The organism is Paraburkholderia sp. IW21 (assembly GCF_041321145.1).
Lineage (GTDB): Bacteria > Pseudomonadota > Gammaproteobacteria > Burkholderiales > Burkholderiaceae > Paraburkholderia.
On record NZ_JBGGWA010000010.1, the window covers coordinates 114103 to 129387 of the forward strand.

The following is a 15285-nucleotide window of genomic DNA, read 5'->3' on the forward strand; positions in this document are numbered from 1 at the left end:
CCCAAGTGAGCGCTCAAGCGTTAACTCGGGCCGACAAGGAGCAAGCAATGGCTGGAATGAAGGAAATTCGCGGCAAGATCAAGAGCGTGCAAAACACGCGCAAGATCACGAAAGCGATGGAGATGGTGGCCGCATCGAAGATGCGCCGCGCTCAGGAGCGCATGCGCGCCGCTCGCCCGTATGCCGACAAGGTCCGCGATATCGCTGCGCACATGAGCCGTGCGAACCCGGAGTATCGCCACCCGTTCATGGTGTCGAACGAAGGCGCGAAGACGGCCGGCATCATCCTCGTCACGACTGATAAAGGTCTGTGCGGCGGGATGAACACCAACGTGCTGCGTGCATCGCTGCAGAAGTTCAAGGAGCTGGAAGGCCAGGGCAAGACGATCGAAGCAACTGCGATCGGCACGAAGGGCCTGGGTTTCCTGAACCGTCTGCGCGCCAAGGTGGTGTCGAATGTCGTGCATCTGGGCGACACGCCGCATCTGGAAAAGCTGATCGGCGCGGTTAAGGTGCAGCTCGACCTGTACTCGGAAGGCAAGGTTTCGGCGGTGTACCTGGCGTACACGCGCTTCGTCAACACGATGAAGCAGGAGCCGGTGATCGAGCAACTGCTGCCGCTGTCGGCAGATCAGTTCGAGCGCAAGGACGAAGACGGCACGACGCCGAGCACGCAGTGGGACTACATCTACGAGCCTGATGCGCAGGCAGTGGTGGACGAACTGCTGGTGCGTTATGTCGAAGCGCTGGTCTATCAGGCCGTCGCGGAAAACATGGCATCGGAGCAATCGGCACGGATGGTTGCGATGAAGGCCGCTTCGGACAACGCGAAGACGGTCATCAATGAACTGCAGCTCGTGTACAACAAGAGCCGTCAGGCTGCGATCACGAAAGAACTGTCGGAAATCGTCGGTGGCGCAGCGGCAGTCTGACCATAAAGGTCAAGCATGCCGCTACGGGTGCGCCCTCGTGGTGCACCCGTCTAGGCGACCCCATCGAAACTGCGCCTTTGCGCGAGTGAAGAATTGAGTATCTAAAGGAAAAGCGATGAGTACTACTGCTTTGGTAGAAGGCAAGATCGTACAGTGCATCGGCGCGGTGATCGACGTGGAATTCCCGCGTTCGGACATGCCGAAGATTTACGACGCGCTCATTCTCGAAGGTTCAGAACTGACCCTCGAAGTCCAGCAGCAGCTGGGTGACGGCGTCGTCCGTACCATCTGTCTGGGTGCATCGGACGGTCTGCGCCGCGGCACGACGGTGAAGAACACCGGCAAGCCGATCAGCGTGCCGGTTGGCAAGCCGACCCTCGGCCGGATCATGGACGTGCTGGGTCGCCCGATCGACGAAGCCGGCCCGATCAACTCGGACGTGGTTCGCGGTATTCACCAGAAGGCGCCGGCGTTCGACGAACTGTCGCCGTCGACGGAACTGCTCGAAACCGGCATCAAGGTTATCGACCTGATCTGCCCGTTCGCCAAGGGCGGTAAGGTTGGCCTGTTCGGTGGCGCCGGTGTGGGCAAGACCGTGAACATGATGGAACTGATCAACAACATCGCTAAGGAGCACGGTGGTTACTCCGTGTTCGCCGGTGTTGGCGAGCGTACCCGCGAAGGGAACGACTTCTATCACGAAATGAAGGACTCGAACGTTCTCGACAAGGTCGCGCTGGTGTACGGCCAGATGAACGAGCCGCCGGGCAACCGTCTGCGCGTCGCGCTGACCGGTCTGACGATGGCTGAGCACTTCCGTGACGAAGGCCTCGACGTGCTGTTCTTCGTCGACAACATCTACCGTTTCACGCTGGCAGGCACGGAAGTGTCGGCACTGCTCGGCCGTATGCCGTCGGCAGTGGGCTATCAGCCGACGCTGGCTGAAGAAATGGGTAAGCTGCAAGAGCGTATTACGTCGACCAAGACCGGCTCGATTACGTCGGTGCAGGCTGTGTACGTCCCTGCGGATGACTTGACCGACCCGTCGCCGGCTACGACTTTCGGCCACCTGGACGCAACGGTCGTGTTGTCGCGTGACATCGCTTCGCTGGGTATCTACCCGGCAGTGGACCCGCTCGATTCGACCTCGCGTCAGATCGACCCGAACGTGATCGGCGAAGAGCACTACGCGATCACGCGCGGCGTGCAGCAAACGCTGCAGCGCTACAAGGAATTGCGCGACATTATCGCGATTCTGGGCATGGACGAGTTGGCGCCGGAAGATAAGCTCGCCGTGGCGCGCGCTCGTAAGATTCAACGTTTCCTGTCGCAGCCGTTCCACGTCGCTGAAGTGTTCACAGGCTCGCCGGGCAAGTACGTGCCGCTGAAGGAAACGATCCGTGGCTTCAAGATGATCGTGGAAGGCGAGTGTGACCACCTGCCGGAACAAGCGTTCTACATGGTCGGCACGATCGACGAAGCCTTCGAAAAGGCCAAGAAGATCCAGTAACGGTCGGGTGTAACGAAGCGGGCGCCGCTCGCGCCGAAATACTACCCAAACGGTAGCGTTTCGCGAAAACGGCGCCTCTTACTACGCTCAACCCAGCCTTGCATGGGACGAGGCGCGCTAGCGCTGCATGGGACCGCAGTAAGTGCTAAAGCACTAACTGCGGTCGACATAAGCGCTAAAGCGCTAACTCTCGTCTACAGGAGTCGACACTTATGGCAACAATCAAGGTAGACGTCGTCAGCGCGGAAGAGCAGATCTTCTCGGGCCAGGCGAAGTTCGTCGCGCTGCCGGGCGAAGCGGGTGAACTCGGCATTCTGCCGGGCCACACACCGCTCATCACGCGGATTCGTCCGGGTGCGGTGCGCATCGAAGCCGAAAACGGCGAAGAAGAGTTTGTGTTCGTCGCCGGCGGCATTCTCGAAATCCAGCCGGGCGCTGTGACGGTTCTCGCCGACACGGCGATCCGCGGCAAGGATCTCGACGAAGCCAAGGCTGAAGATGCCCGCAAGCGCGCGGAAGAAGCGCTGCAGAACACGGGTTCGAACCTCGAATACGCCACCGCGCAAGCGGAACTGGCGTACGCGACGGCTCAGCTCGCTGCGATCCAGCGCCTGCGCAAGCTGCGCGGTCAGAACTAAGCAATACGTATCAGAGAGAGAAAGCAGCCTTCGTGGCTGCTTTTTTTTGACCTCTACTTGACGTTTACGGAAAGGTCAGCAAAATTGAGTGTTCGGAGCGACCGGTAATCCGTCGCCGCAGCCGCCCATTCGCTGCGGGTAAGACTTGATGCCGTATGGACATACGCCGGTGGCACAATCGGTTTCAAATTCATTTCAATAGGGCGAGCTTCCGCTCACGGAGACAACACCATGGCAACGCACGTGTCGGGCGAAGGCGCACTTATCGAACCCCAAGACGGCCTGTCTTACGTTCGCGGGTCGACCGAGATCCCGTTGAGCGAAGCACCGGTCGGGGAGTTTCTGCGTGACACGGCGGAGCGCTTTCCTGATCGACCGGCCGTGGTATTTCGTGAGCAAGGCATCCGCTGGACGTGGAAGGAGTTTGCGGAAGAGGTCGACGTGCTGGCGTCCGGACTCCTCGCGCTCGGCATCGTGAAGGGCGACCGTGTCGGCATCTGGTCGCCGAACCGGGTGGAATGGCTGCTTACGCAGTTCGCGACCGCGCGCATCGGCGCCGTGCTCGTCAATATCAACCCAGCTTATCGGCTCGCGGAACTCGAGTACGCACTGAACAAGGTCGGCTGCAAGGCGATCATCGCCGCTGAGCGTTTCAAGACGTCGATGTACCTCGAGATGCTGCAAGAACTAGCACCGGAACTTGCGACGCAGGCGCCGGGCGAGTTGCACGCCGCTCGCTTGCCTGACCTACGCTACGTGATCCGAATGTGCGACACGGAAACGCCCGGCATGCTGACCTTCTCCGACGTGATCGAGCAGGGCCGCGCGACGCTCGACGTCGCGAGACTCGACGCGATCGGTGCGAACCTGTCCTGCCACGAACCGATCAACATCCAATTCACCAGCGGCACGACGGGCAATCCGAAGGGTGCGACGCTGACCCATAGCAACGTCGTCAACAACGCGCGCTATATCGCGATGGCGATGCGTCTAACCGAGCAGGACGGCCTATGCATTCCCGTCCCGCTCTATCACTGCTTCGGCATGGTGCTGTCAGTGCTGGCGTGCGTATCGGTCGGCGCGAATATGGTGTTCCCGGGCGAGGGCTTCGATCCGGTTGCGACCCTGGCTGCCGTCTCCGAAGAGCAATGCACCGCGTTGCACGGCGTGCCGACCATGTTCATCGCCGAACTCGATCACCCGAACTTCGCCACCTACGACTTCTCGCGTCTGCGCACCGGCATCATGGCCGGTTCGCCTTGCCCGATCGAAACGATGAAGAAAGTCGTCTCGAAGATGCATCTGAACGAGATCACCATCGCCTACGGCATGACGGAAACGAGTCCGGTGTCGTTCCAGAGTTCGACCACCGACCCGCTCGACAAGCGCACCACGACGGTCGGCCGTATCCAGCCGCATCTGGAAGTGAAGATCGTGGATCCGCTCGGCGAAATCGTGCCGGTGGGTGAAACGGGCGAACTGTGCACCAAAGGTTATTCGGTGATGCAAGGCTACTGGGGCGACGAAGCGAAGACTCGGGAAAGCATCGTCGACGGTTGGATGCATACCGGGGATCTGGCGACACTCGATGCCGAAGGCTACTGCAACATCGTCGGCCGCCTGAAGGACATGCTGATTCGCGGCGGCGAAAACATCTACCCGCGCGAGATCGAAGAGTTTCTTTTCCGTCACCCGAAGATCCAGAGCGTGCAGGTGTTTGGCGTGCCCGACGCGAAGTACGGCGAGGAAGTGTGTGCCTGGATCGTATTGCGCTCAGGAGAGCAGGCCACGGCTGAGGAAATCCAGCAGTTCTGCCAAGGGCAGATCGCGCACTACAAGGTGCCGAAGTACATTCGTTTCGTCGACGAACTGCCTATGACGGTGACCGGCAAGGTGCAGAAATTCATCATGCGCGAACGGATGATCAGCGAGTTGAAGGTGAGTGAAGACAAGACGGCTTGACGGCCCGCTGGTTCGGCGCCGGGCGAAGACTCTCGCGGCGCTGGCCAAACATTTTGTGGGGAAAACCGTGCGTTGAAATGAGCCAATAAGCGAAGAACCAGCGCGGCTGGATCAACCGCAACATCGACCCGCCCAAAGCGGGCAAACGTTTGACAGACGAAAAAAAAGCGGGCCTGGAGCCCGCTAAAAACCACACGCTACGGGGTTAGCGCGAGGAGACCAAAGTTGGAACCGACTGAAATGACAACTCTTCGTCGACGACGGTCCCAGCAGGGATGCCCCTTCACAGGGCTTCGGCATAGGCCGACCGGCAAGTGCATCGTATCCGCTCACACCACGCACCCAGCCACATCCGTGTTGAAACCGTTGAGGGCATTGTGGGCGAATTAACTTACCAGCGCGGTAACAAAGTGTTTCAGGTTGTAACGCCCGCCAGATAAGGCATTGCGGGCTCTATTACTCGGCTGAAACGGTTTAAAGGTAATTTTTGCCTATGCCGGGCTGGCAATTTCATACACATGATTGGTGTTATTTGCGACGCACGCTGCGGCGTAATCCGTTCAGTCAATTTCGCATGAAATGGTTGCATGCACATCTTTTTTGGAAGCAATCCGCCTGCTATGGGCGCTTTTCCGGCTGCAGCAAAACCATCGGTGTGCAATCGAGCAGCGTGTTGCATCGCGACATTTTCACTCAGGGATGAAAGGTGCGCAGAGGGTGGATTCGCTTGAACTCTCCCTAAGCGCATTGTTCGGTTTTTGCTTAACACCTTGGCGCCCGGTTACACGATTGTGCCAGGATGCGAATCTATTAATGCTATTGCCAGTCAAACCGCCTGCTTTTCCGGTCGAGAGGGAACCAGGCGGCCAAACAGCGCGGCCCCTCACTTCAGCCACTTATCCGAGATCGCCTGATACTCACCGGTTGCCCGTGCCAGGTGCAGCCACTGGTCCACGTACTGCTGGAACGCCACATCGCCGCGCGGCAGCAGCCAGGCCTTCTCGCCATACTGGAAGGGCTTGTCCGGGTGCACCGAGCAAAGACCCGGATTCAGCTTTTGCTGCAACAACGTCTCCGACGCATCCGTCACCATCACATCGGCTTTCCCGGCAAGGATCTGTTTGAAGATCGTCACGTTGTCCGGATAGACGGCGAGGTTCGCATGCGGGAAATATTGCTTCGCGAAACGCTCATTGGTGCCACCCGGATTGACAATTACTCGCGTAGCCGGCTGGTCGATCTGCGCCACCGTTTGATATTTGTTGACGTCGTCGCACCGAACGATCGGCGTCTTTCCGTCGACCATGTAAGCCTGCGTGAAAAACGCACGCTTCTGTCGTTCGAGCGTCGGCGATACCCCGCCCACGCCGATGTCGCATTTCGCAACGAAGTCGTTCATCAGATTCGGCCATGACGTTTTGACGAATTCCGCCTTCACGCCGAGTGATTTGGCGAGCGATTCGCTCATATCGATATCGATGCCTTCGAACTGGCCGTCCGTTTTGTAGAACGAGTACGGTTTGTAGTCGCCGGTCGTACAGGCGCGCAGCGTGCCGCGCGCGAGAATTTCGTCGAGCCGCGAGGGCGGCGCGGCGGTGGCGCTCGTCTGCGCCTGGACGGCGCCTGTATGCATCAAAATTCCGGCCAAAACGCCGAGCAGTGCGAGTGCTGCCTTGTTCATCGAGTCTCCTGGGTTGCGCGTAATTGTTTGATAAAGCCGTCGGATGATAGCCCGGCAATTCCCGCTTGAACATTAGCCGTTCAGCTAAGTCATGGCGCTGCGGAAGGCAGAACAAAAGCCGTCCGCACGCAAGGCTCGTGACAGTTATTGCCCGCATCAAGCGCGATGCGGCGAGCCGGGTCCGGTAAAATGCTCCTTTGCCCTCAGTCGTACGCAACGTGGCCCATAAACTCCTGAACGACACTTTCCTGCGCGCGCTGCTGCGCCAGCCGACCGACTACACGCCGATCTGGCTGATGCGGCAGGCTGGCCGCTATCTGCCGGAGTACAACGCCACGCGGGGTCGCGCGGGCAGTTTTCTTGGTCTGGCCAAGAATCCGGCTTACGCAACGGAAGTCACGCTGCAGCCGCTCGAGCGTTATCCGCTCGACGCCGCGATTCTGTTCTCCGACATTCTGACGGTGCCGGACGCCATGGGTCTCGGCTTGGAATTCGTCGCCGGCGAGGGTCCGAAATTCGCCCGGCCGGTGCGCACGGAAGATGACGTGACGCGCCTCGCGGTGCCGGATATCGACGCCACGCTGCGCTACGTGACCGACGCGGTGCGCGAAATCCGCACCGCGCTTACCGACGCGCAAGGCCGTCAACGCGTGCCGCTGATCGGTTTTTCCGGCAGCCCGTGGACCTTGGCGTGCTATATGGTCGAAGGCGGCGGCTCGGCGGATTTCCGCACCGTCAAGTCGATGCTGTATGCGCGTCCGGATCTGATGCACCGCATTCTCGACGTCAATGCGAAGTCGGTCGCGGCGTATCTGAACGCGCAGATCGAAGCGGGTGCACAAGCCGTAATGATTTTCGACACGTGGGGTGGGGCGTTGGCAGACGGCGTCTACCAACGCTTCTCGCTGCATTACATCCAGCAGGTCGTGAGCCAGTTGAAGCGCGATCACGACGGTGAAAAAGTACCGGTGATCACCTTTACGAAGGGCGGCGGCCTGTGGCTCGACGAGATTGCCGAGATTGGCGTGGACGCGGTCGGTCTCGACTGGACCGTGAATCTGAGCCAAGCGCGCGAGCGCGTTGGCGGCAAGGTGGCGCTGCAAGGCAATATTGATCCCTCGGTGTTGTTCGCTCCGCCGGCTGCAATCCGCATGGAAGCGCGCGCCGTGCTCGACAGCTTCGGCAATCATCCGGGCCATGTTTTCAATCTTGGCCACGGCATTTCGCAGTTCACGCCGCCGGAGCACGTCGCCGAACTGGTGGACGAGGTGCACCGTCATAGCCGCGCGATTCGCAGCGGCACGCATGCACCAGTGTGACGCCGTAATCGTTGCCGTTTTTGCGGCGGTGCAACGAACTGGGCTCTCGCTCTAAGGTGAATTTTGCAGTGAGGGGGCCGTCAGATGGCGCTCTCACGAAAGTCAAGACTTGACTTATGCACATTCATCACGCTGCGGCGCGGTAGAAGCTTTCGCCTTGTCCCGGCCCGCGCACAGTGCAGGCGCATTTGATCTAAGCCTTGTCTGGCAAGGGTTTCACGGTTTCACAACACAATGTGCGGAATCCCACAGAAGGCCGCTGCGGCGCGGTTCCTGGCCCTTCTGGGCGAAGTTCTCAACAAAGTTATCCACAGGCAAGCGGACCGATTGCAATTGTTCAGCCGAATCCAAAACTTAGCGCCGAAATTGAAGTTTTACTTTAACTTCGATGGGCTCGCCGTTTGCCCCAAGTGCACCGCGACGGGGCGTCGTGCTGCATCCGGTGCCTCGACCTGCACCCCCGCGTGAGCGAAGTGTTCGTCCGCGTCGCGCTGGATCACCCGCTGCCGACTCTGTTCGACTACCGCTACGACGCCCCCGAGCATGTCGCGCCGGGCATGCTGGTGAGCGTGCCGTTCGGCAAGCGTCATGTGGTCGGCCTGGTGTGCGAAGTGACCGCTCACAGTGACGTGCCGGCCGAGCGCTTGCGGGCGGTGAGCAGCGTTTGCACCGCTTGCCCGCCGGTGTCGACGGAATGGCTGGCGCTCACCGCTTTCGCAGCCGACTACTATCAACGCGGTCTCGGCGAAGTCGCGCTGCCCGCATTGCCGCAAGCCCTGCGTGACGCCTTGCGCTGGACGCGCCTGTTCGCGCCGGAAGAGCGTTTCCGCCTCACCGCCCCAGGTCGTGACGCACTGCCGGCCGTATTGCCCGTCCGGGCGAGCGCCTTGAGAAAGCTCGCTCAGGCGCTCGCCGACACGGAATTCCTGCTTGCCGCCGACGCCCGCGCGATCCATCCCAAAGCGATCGCAACCTTGCAGTCGTGGCAAACGGAAGGCTGGGTTGCGCTGGACGTCATCGAAGCCGCGGCGGCGATCGCCACCCCCGTGTCACATGGCGCATCCGCGCCCAGGCTACCCACCCTCACTGACGAACAGGCGGCCGCAGTCGAAGCGGTCCGCGACGCGAGCGGCTTTGCGCCGTTCCTGCTGCACGGCGTGACCGGCAGTGGCAAAACGGAGGTGTATCTACGCGCGCTCGCCGAGATTCTTGCCGCGAGGCCTGACGCGCAGGCGCTCGTCCTGGTCCCGGAAATCAATCTGACGCCGCAGTTCGAGGCGGCCTTCCGCGCGCGCTTTGCGGCGCTGGAAGGCACATCGATCGTCACGCTGCACAGCGGCCTCGCGGAAGGCGAACGCGCCCGCAACTGGTTCGCTGCGCACACCGGACGTGCCCGCATTGTGCTCGGCACGCGGCTGGCAGTGCTCGCATCGTTGCCGAAGCTCGCCATCATCGTCGTCGACGAGGAACACGATCCGGCCTACAAGCAGCAAGAAGGCTTGCGCTATTCGGCACGCGATCTGGCGATCTATCGCGCCAAGCAACTCGGCCTGCCGGTCGTGCTCGGCTCGGCCACGCCGTCGCTGGAAAGCTGGTGGCAGGCCGACCAGGGACGCTACACGCGCCTCACGCTGTCCCGCCGTGCCGTCGCCGAGGCGGTGCTGCCGACCGTCAAGCTGATCGATCTGGAAGAAGAGCGGCGGCGCGGGCGCGCCTCGGTAGAGGGTTTGTCGGGCCCACTGATCGCCGGGTTGAAGGCGCGGCTTGAGCGCGGCGAGCAAAGCCTCGTATTCCTGAACCGGCGCGGTTACGCGCCACAGCTGGCCTGCGACGCCTGCGGCTGGGTGGCCGGTTGTCCGCGCTGCAGCGCCTACGTCGTCCTGCACAAACCCGAGCGCGCACTGCGCTGCCATCACTGCGGCTGGGAATCGCGCATTCCACGTTCGTGTCCGGAATGCGGCAACGTCGACATCGCGCCGATGGGACGCGGCACGCAACGCGTTGAAGAAACGCTGGCGAGCGCGGTTCCCGGCGCCCGCGTGCTGCGCATCGACGCCGACAGCACGCGCCGCAAAGGCAGCGCGCAGGCGTTGTTCTCCGATGTACACGCCGGCGAGGTCGATATCCTCGTGGGTACGCAGATGATCGCGAAAGGGCATGACTTCCAGCGGGTGTCGCTGGTGGGCGTGCTGAACGCCGACACGGCCTTGTTTTCACACGACTTCCGCGCGAGCGAACGCCTCTTCGCGCAATTGATGCAGGTGAGTGGACGCGCGGGTCGTGCCGGTTTGCCGGGCGAGGTGCTGGTGCAGACGCGCTATCCACGCCACGCGCTTTACCATGCGCTGGGGCGGCACGATTACGTCGGCTTCGCCAATTCGACGCTGGCCGAGCGGCGCGATGCCCATCTGCCGCCGTTCGTCTATCAGGCCTTGTTGCGCGCCGAAGGTCGCACGCTTGAGGCTGCGCTCGCCTTCCTGCAGCAGGCGGCTGCGGCGCTGACGGAGATCCCGGCCGCCGAACGCGTGACGGTCTATGACGCCGTGCCGCTCACCATCGTGAAGGTGATGCACGTGCATCGCGCGCAACTGCTGATCGAAAGCGCCTCGCGCGCCGCGCTGCAGGCGACCTTGCGCGCATGGCAACCGATGCTGCGCGGCGTGAAAGGCGTGCTGCGCTGGAATCTCGAAGTCGACCCGCTCGACATCTGACGCCCGGCGCCGGCCGTCGGCGGGGAGCACTCCCTGTTCATTGTCAGTCGAGGAACGGAGTCTCTGTGTCTATCGCTAGCCGCCGGACTTAGCCACTGTGTCGTTCAAAGCCGCCCGCGCCTCGCCAGCCGAGGCGCGCGATGCCGGGCGCGCACGCCCTTCGTCAGGCTCGCGTTTGCCCGAACCACCCGTCGCGCCACGGATGAACAGCACGGCACAAGTCGCGCACATTGCCCAGATGCCCAGTACCACCAACCACTTTTCCATTTCGCCCGTCCTCTAAAGCCCCGTACGCTTTTATGTGTGTGCCTTGCGGCCGCGACCATCCATGTTCTGTATAACGGCCCGCCAAGCGATCTGATAAGGGTAAATGCAAAAAGAATCACGCCAGGGAAAATACTGATCGCAACCGCCGCTGCCAAACGTGGCGCCATCAGGCGCAAACCCCTGCAGCACAAGGCTTTTAGTGCGGTGCAACCAATGCGATCAGCATGGTTGCACCTTTTTATTGGGAGGCGTACGATTCGCCCAACTTTTAGTCTTTCACCAGCATAGATCGTCTGGTATCCGAAGAAGGAAACATGGCTAGCACCACCCTTGGCGTTAAGGTCGACGACCTCCTGCGTTCCCGGCTGAAAGATGCCGCCACGCGTCTCGAACGCACTCCGCATTGGCTGATCAAGCAGGCGATTTTTGCGTACCTCGAAAAGATCGAGCACGGCCAATTGCCTCCTGAACTGTCGGGCACAACGGGCTCGGCAGAGCTGGCCGACGGCGCCACGGTCGAGCAGGAGGAAGACGGTGCGTCGCACCCGTTCCTCGAATTCGCGCAGAACGTGCAACCGCAATCGGTGCTGCGCGCGGCGATCACCGCTGCGTACCGCCGTCCCGAGCCGGAATGCTTGCCGTTCCTGATCGGTCAGGCGCGTTTGCCGGCCAACCTCGCGGGTGACGTGCAGGCGATGGCCGGCAAGCTGGTCGAAACGCTGCGCACCAAGAGTAAGGGCGGTGGCGTGGAAGGACTGATCCACGAATTCTCGCTGTCGAGCCAGGAAGGCGTCGCGCTGATGTGCCTCGCCGAAGCGCTGCTGCGCATTCCCGATCGCGCCACGCGCGATGCGCTGATCCGCGACAAGATCAGCAAGGGCGACTGGAAATCGCACGTGGGCCAGGCACCTTCGCTGTTCGTCAACGCCGCGACGTGGGGCCTGATGATCACCGGCAAGCTGGTGACCACCAACAGTGAAACGGGTTTGTCGTCGGCGCTCACGCGTCTGATCGGCAAGGGCGGCGAGCCGTTGATTCGCAAGGGCGTCGACATGGCGATGCGCCTGATGGGCGAACAGTTCGTCACCGGCGAGAACATTTCCGAAGCACTGGCCAACAGCCGCAAGTACGAAGCACGCGGTTTCCGCTACTCGTACGACATGCTCGGCGAAGCCGCCACCACCGAAGCCGACGCGCAGCGCTACTACGCGTCGTACGAACAGGCGATCCACGCGATCGGCAAGGCGGCCGGCGGCCGCGGCATTTACGAAGGCCCAGGCATTTCGATCAAGCTGTCGGCACTGCACGCCCGTTACTCGCGTTCGCAGCAGGAACGCACGATGAGCGAACTGCTGCCGCGCGTGCGTTCTTTGGCGATCCTCGCGCGCCGCTACGACATTGGCCTGAACATCGACGCGGAAGAAGCCGACCGCCTCGAAATCTCGCTCGATCTGCTCGAAGCGCTGTGTTTCGATCCGGAGCTGGCCGGCTGGAACGGCATCGGTTTCGTGGTGCAGGCGTATCAGAAGCGTTGCCCGTTCGTGATCGAATACCTGATCGATCTGGCGCGCCGCAGCCGTCACCGCATCATGGTCCGCCTCGTGAAGGGCGCGTACTGGGATACCGAAATCAAGCGTGCGCAAGTGGACGGCCTCGAAGGCTATCCGGTCTACACACGCAAGATCTACACGGATGTGTCGTACGTTGCCTGCGCGAAGAAGCTGCTCGGCGCGCCGGACGCGGTTTATCCGCAGTTCGCCACGCACAACGCGCACACGCTGTCGGCGATCTATTACCTCGCGGGCAACAACTACTATCCCGGCCAGTACGAGTTCCAGTGCCTGCACGGCATGGGCGAGCCGCTGTACGAAGAAGTCACCGGCCGCGACAAGCTGAACCGTCCGTGTCGCGTGTACGCGCCGGTCGGCACGCATGAAACGCTGCTCGCGTACCTTGTGCGCCGTCTGCTGGAAAACGGCGCGAACACGTCGTTCGTGAACCGCATCGCCGACGAAAACGTCGCGATTTCGGACCTGATCGCCGATCCGGTCGACGAAGCGTCGAAGATCGTCCCGCTCGGTTCCCCGCACGCGAAGATTCCGCTGCCGCGCAATCTGTTCGGCGCCGAACGTCTCAATTCGATGGGCCTGGATCTGTCGAACGAACATCGGCTGGCCTCGCTGTCGTCCGCGTTGCTGGCGAGCGCGCATCATCCGTGGCGCGCCGCGCCGATGCTCGAAGACAACGAGATCGCCGTGGGCACCGCGCGCGACGTGCGGAATCCGGCCGATCATCGCGATCTGGTGGGAACCGTCGTTGAAGCGACGTCGGAACATGTGAGCGCCGCATTGGCGCACGCGGTTGCCGCCGCACCGATCTGGCAAGCGACGCCGGTCGACGCGCGCGCCGATTGCCTCGCCCGTGCAGCCGACCTGCTCGAAGCGCAGATGCATACGCTCATGGGTCTGGTGGTGCGTGAGGCCGGTAAATCGCTGGCGAATGCGGTCGCGGAAATCCGCGAGGCAATCGACTTCCTGCGCTACTACTCGACGCAGATCCGCAACGAGTTCTCCAACGACACGCATCGTCCGCTGGGTCCGGTCGTGTGTATCAGCCCGTGGAACTTCCCGCTGGCCATTTTCATGGGCCAGGTGGCGGCGGCGCTCGCGGCGGGTAACACCGTGCTCGCGAAGCCGGCCGAACAAACGCCGCTGATCGCCGCGCAAGCCGTGCGTATCCTGCGCGAAGCCGGTGTGCCCGCGGGCGCGGTGCAATTGCTGCCGGGTAACGGCGAAACTGTCGGCGCCGCTTTGGTGGCCGATCCGCGCACCCGCGCGGTGATGTTCACCGGCTCGACCGAGGTCGCGCGTCTAATCAACAAGACGCTGTCCAATCGCCTCGATCCGGACGGCAAGCCAATCCCGCTGATCGCCGAAACTGGCGGCCAGAATGCGATGATCGTCGATTCGTCGGCGCTCGCTGAACAGGTGGTCGCGGACGTGCTGCAATCGTCGTTCGATTCGGCCGGTCAACGGTGTTCCGCGTTGCGCGTTCTTTGTCTACAAGAAGATGTGGCGGATCGCACGCTGGAAATGCTGACGGGCGCGATGCGCGAACTGTCGGTGGGCAATCCGGATCGTCTCTCGATCGATGTCGGTCCGGTGATCGATCTCGATGCGAAGCGCGGCATCGACGCGCACGTCGCGGCGATGCGCGAGAAGGGCCGCAAGGTCGAGCAGCTCCCCATGCCGGAAGGCGGCGCACAAGGCACGTTTGTTCCGCCGACGCTGATCGAACTCGACAGCATCGACGAATTGAAGCGTGAAGTGTTCGGCCCGGTACTGCATGTGGTGCGTTACCGCCGCAGCCAGTTGGACAAGCTGCTCGAACAGATTCGCACGACCGGCTATGGCCTGACGCTCGGTATCCACACTCGGATCGACGAAACGATCGCTCACGTGATCAGCCGCGCGCACGTTGGCAACATCTACGTGAACCGCAACGTGATCGGCGCGGTGGTCGGGGTGCAGCCGTTTGGCGGCGAAGGCCTGTCGGGCACGGGTCCGAAAGCGGGCGGCGCGTTGTATCTGCAACGTCTGCTAGCCACGCGTCCGGCTGGTTTGCCGAAGTCGCTGGCGCAGTCGTTGATCGTGGAAGTGCCGCAAACCGGCTCGAGCGGGGATAATCGCAGCGACAATCCGTCGGCTGCCTTGACGGCGCTGCGCGACTGGCTGATCGGCGAACAGCAGCCGGCCCTGGCCGCACGCTGCGACGGTTATCTGTCGCATGTGCCGGCGGGCGCAACGGCGGTATTGTCGGGCCCCACCGGGGAACGCAACACGTACACGCTGGGTGCGCGCGGCACGGTGTTGTGTATCGCCTCGACGGCAAGCGGCGCGCGCGTGCAGTTTGCCGCGGTGCTGGCTACGGGAAATCGCGCGTTGTTCGAAGGCGCGGCGGGTGAACAATTGGTGTCGCAGTTGCCCGCCGCGTTGAAGTCCCACGCAAGCGTGAAGAAGGGCGCCGACACGCCGTTCGATGCGGTGCTGTTCGAAGGCGATAGCGACGAACTGCTGGCGCTGGTGAAGGAAGTCGCAAAACGTCCGGGGCCGATCGTCTCGGTGCAGGGCGTCGCGGCTCGCGCGCTGGAAAGCGGCGATGAGGATTACGCGCTGGAGCGTCTGTTGACGGAACGCTCGGTCAGCGTGAACACGGCAGCAGCAGGCGGCAATGCGAATTTGATGACGATCGGTTGAGCGAACCTC

9 protein-coding genes are annotated in these 15285 nt (G+C 62.0%); 7 read left to right on the plus strand and 2 right to left on the minus strand.

What is annotated here, in order from left to right; genetic code table 11:
- Nucleotides 1-47 precede the first annotated feature (47 nt).
- From atpG to ACAX43_RS23090, 4 genes are all read left to right on the plus strand, one after another.
- Nucleotides 48-932 (plus strand): F0F1 ATP synthase subunit gamma, encoded by an 885-nt coding sequence (gene atpG / locus ACAX43_RS23075; protein ID WP_115781412.1) that lies wholly within the window; start codon nt 48-50, stop codon nt 930-932.
- A 115-nt stretch (nt 933-1047) separates the two neighbouring features.
- Nucleotides 1048-2442, plus strand: coding sequence for a F0F1 ATP synthase subunit beta (gene atpD / locus ACAX43_RS23080; protein ID WP_074281813.1), 1395 nt, complete (start codon nt 1048-1050; stop codon nt 2440-2442).
- A 212-nt stretch (nt 2443-2654) separates the two neighbouring features.
- On the plus strand, nt 2655-3080 hold the full coding sequence (locus ACAX43_RS23085) for a F0F1 ATP synthase subunit epsilon (RefSeq protein ID WP_012434800.1): 426 nt from the start codon (nt 2655-2657) through the stop codon (nt 3078-3080).
- A 231-nt stretch (nt 3081-3311) separates the two neighbouring features.
- Nucleotides 3312-5042, plus strand: a complete 1731-nt coding sequence (locus ACAX43_RS23090; RefSeq protein WP_370710726.1) for an AMP-binding protein — start codon at nt 3312-3314, stop codon at nt 5040-5042.
- A gap of 883 nt (nt 5043-5925) precedes the next feature.
- Here ACAX43_RS23090 and ACAX43_RS23095 read toward each other — a convergent pair.
- The gene (locus tag ACAX43_RS23095) at nt 5926-6723 is read right to left on the minus strand and encodes a transporter substrate-binding domain-containing protein (RefSeq protein WP_370710727.1); all 798 of its coding nucleotides are present in this window, start codon (nt 6721-6723) and stop codon (nt 5926-5928) included.
- A gap of 218 nt (nt 6724-6941) precedes the next feature.
- Here ACAX43_RS23095 and hemE point away from each other — a divergent pair, with 218 nt between their 5' ends.
- Both hemE and ACAX43_RS23105 read left to right on the plus strand, forming a co-directional pair.
- On the plus strand, nt 6942-8042 hold the full coding sequence (hemE, locus tag ACAX43_RS23100) for a uroporphyrinogen decarboxylase (protein ID WP_370710728.1): 1101 nt from the start codon (nt 6942-6944) through the stop codon (nt 8040-8042).
- A 464-nt stretch (nt 8043-8506) separates the two neighbouring features.
- Nucleotides 8507-10753, plus strand: coding sequence for a primosomal protein N' (locus ACAX43_RS23105; RefSeq protein ID WP_370710729.1), 2247 nt, complete (start codon nt 8507-8509; stop codon nt 10751-10753).
- A gap of 75 nt (nt 10754-10828) precedes the next feature.
- Here the strand turns inward: ACAX43_RS23105 and ACAX43_RS23110 are convergent, their stop codons facing one another.
- Entirely contained in the window at nt 10829-11020 is a 192-nt protein-coding gene (locus ACAX43_RS23110; RefSeq protein WP_370710730.1) for a hypothetical protein, read from the minus strand.
- A 314-nt stretch (nt 11021-11334) separates the two neighbouring features.
- On the opposite strand from ACAX43_RS23110, the gene putA reads away from it, so the two are divergent.
- Nucleotides 11335-15276, plus strand: coding sequence for a trifunctional transcriptional regulator/proline dehydrogenase/L-glutamate gamma-semialdehyde dehydrogenase (gene putA, locus ACAX43_RS23115; RefSeq protein ID WP_370710731.1), 3942 nt, complete (start codon nt 11335-11337; stop codon nt 15274-15276).
- The last annotated feature ends 9 nt before the right edge of the window (nt 15277-15285 follow it).

Bases quoted from the DNA above. Each gene is read 5' to 3' on its own strand.
- atpG (WP_115781412.1), top strand. From the start codon at position 48: ATGGCTGGAATGAAGGAAATTCGCGGCAAGATCAAGAGCGTGCAAAAC.
- ACAX43_RS23110 (WP_370710730.1), bottom strand. From the start codon at position 11,020: ATGGAAAAGTGGTTGGTGGTACTGGGCATCTGGGCAATGTGCGCGACT.
- ACAX43_RS23085 (WP_012434800.1), top strand. From the start codon at position 2,655: ATGGCAACAATCAAGGTAGACGTCGTCAGCGCGGAAGAGCAGATCTTC.
- putA (WP_370710731.1), top strand. From the start codon at position 11,335: ATGGCTAGCACCACCCTTGGCGTTAAGGTCGACGACCTCCTGCGTTCC.
- ACAX43_RS23090 (WP_370710726.1), top strand. From the start codon at position 3,312: ATGGCAACGCACGTGTCGGGCGAAGGCGCACTTATCGAACCCCAAGAC.
- ACAX43_RS23095 (WP_370710727.1), bottom strand. From the start codon at position 6,723: ATGAACAAGGCAGCACTCGCACTGCTCGGCGTTTTGGCCGGAATTTTG.
- atpD (WP_074281813.1), top strand. From the start codon at position 1,048: ATGAGTACTACTGCTTTGGTAGAAGGCAAGATCGTACAGTGCATCGGC.